We start from the raw sequence: 1990 nt of genomic DNA, 5'->3' as shown, positions 1-1990 counted from the left end.
ATTTTATATTTTTAAACTACTTTTTAGACACCTTTTTGAGTTCATTTATACTGCTCACTTTTATCCAGAATTAGGTGCTCACTTTATCCAGAATATCCAATTAAAGCAAATTGTGCATAAAAAGGATATTCAAATATTTCAGGTTTAAATAAACAAAATGGTACTATCCAAAATGCTCCCATGATTATAAAAAAGATTATTAACTGTTTTGACGTGTTATTAAAGTCATTAAATGCATTAAGAATATCTCCCATTATTCATATTTAAATTATACTCATTTATCTCCATTATATTACTTCTTTCTGATTCAGCAGTTAAGCAAATCTAGTACATTTTAATTTATATGTAGACATTTAAAACTGTTTGACAGATAGATTTCTCTGCTGTCTTTTTTTATTCTTTTAACTCAGTAATATATTTTTTATAAATTCTAAATTAGTATTGAGAAATAATTCAGTAAAGTTAAACATGGAGTCTCACTGATTTCCTTTCTTTACCAATCTGTACTTGCATTTTTATTTATTAAAAATAGTTCAGTTAAATGGGGGTTTAATGTTTCTGTTAGATTATAACCTAATGAAGTTTCTCTAATAGCACCATTTTTTTTAAGCAATGACTTCTCAATTGTATATTCAGAAATTGATTGCATTGACAATCCNAGCTAAAGCAAAAGGATTGCAGGTTACTTGTAGTGCACAGTTAAATGGGGGTTTAATGTTTCTGTTAGATTATAACCTAATGAAGTTTCTCTAATAGCACCATTTTTTTTAAGCAATGACTTCTCAATTGTATATTCAGAAATTGATTGCATTGACAATCCTCCYGATGATAATCCAATTGGTTCAACAAAGAATTTAATATTAAAAACAGAAACACGATATTTTCCTTTTTTGGATTCAATCAAAAATTCTCCAACCATTTCTCTTAGATTATCGTCATTAAAATTAGTTTTTTTGATATACCCAGTTGAATCACTATTAAATTCTAAGCGAGGATTTTTTTTCAATTCAGATATATTTGTCGAATCTTGATATACAAGCTTCCATATAATTAAATTGTTCTCGACTGCAAAATTTTTGTTTTGACAATATGAGTATAGACTAAATAGTGTGAAAAGAATAATATATAATTTTTTCATTCTGCAAATATTTTTTTATGATCAGCAAACATAGATTATTAAAATTATAATCAATACGGTTTTCCATATTTTTGGAATTATATACTAATGTAAAAAGATGTTAAAAAAATGCCTAATGCTCATTATTCGGACTTGTCAAATCATCTCAAATTATTTAATTTTTCATTAAACCAATTGCTCAAATCCGCTACATTAGCTGTTGTGTGCAGTGCTTTTATCAGCCATACTTTCTCCAAGCTATTCGCAATTGTTCGGCTGTTATTGATAATATATAATCGGGTTCTGAATTTCCATCAAGTGTCATTTCTCTGTATTTTGTTTCTGCCAATCCACTTGAAACAACATTTTTCAAATCACCTATTGGTTTTTCATTTTCGATAATGTCAATAAGTTCATCAGAAAAAGTATTATTTATTACGNAAGTGCTTCAGAACGACTGTTTCCATCAAGTGTCATTTCTCTATATTTTGTTTCTGCCAATCCACTTGAAACAACATTTTTCAAATCACCTATTGGTTTTTCATTTTCGATAATGTCAATAAGTTCATCAGAAAAAGTATTATTTATTACGTGACATATTAGTCTTAAATCAGATTCRTTAATTTCTTCATTTACATAAGCTTCAAATGCAATTGCTAGATATTCAACTTTAACTGTAGAATCACTTTGTTCAATAGTTGTAAATATTGCATCTCCAAATTTTGTTCGACTCTTTTCATTTTTTTTGGAATCATTAATAAGTACCTTCTTTTGTTCACTATTAATTTCTCCAATCTTTTCTAAAAATAATTTTATTTTATTTAGATAAGCTCTATCTCGTAAACTCTGGATACCTCTAATAATTTTTAATGA

Annotated in this window: 2 protein-coding genes; both read right to left on the bottom strand. The window is 27.0% G+C overall.

What is annotated here, in order from left to right:
- Positions 1-682: 682 nt before the first annotated feature.
- On the bottom strand, positions 683-1006 hold the full coding sequence (locus ASF10_RS14385; protein WP_131726543.1) for a hypothetical protein: 324 nt from the start codon (positions 1004-1006) through the stop codon (positions 683-685).
- A gap of 552 nt (positions 1007-1558) precedes the next feature.
- On the bottom strand, positions 1559-1990 hold a 432-nt coding region (locus ASF10_RS24240), incomplete at both ends, for a hypothetical protein (protein WP_206743364.1).

The sequence above is a fragment of the Flavobacterium sp. Leaf82 genome (genome assembly GCF_001422725.1).
Taxonomy (GTDB): Bacteria; Bacteroidota; Bacteroidia; order Flavobacteriales; family Flavobacteriaceae; genus Flavobacterium.
Note: the sequence above shows the minus strand (reverse complement) of the source record. Positions and strands in the feature narration are given on the sequence as shown.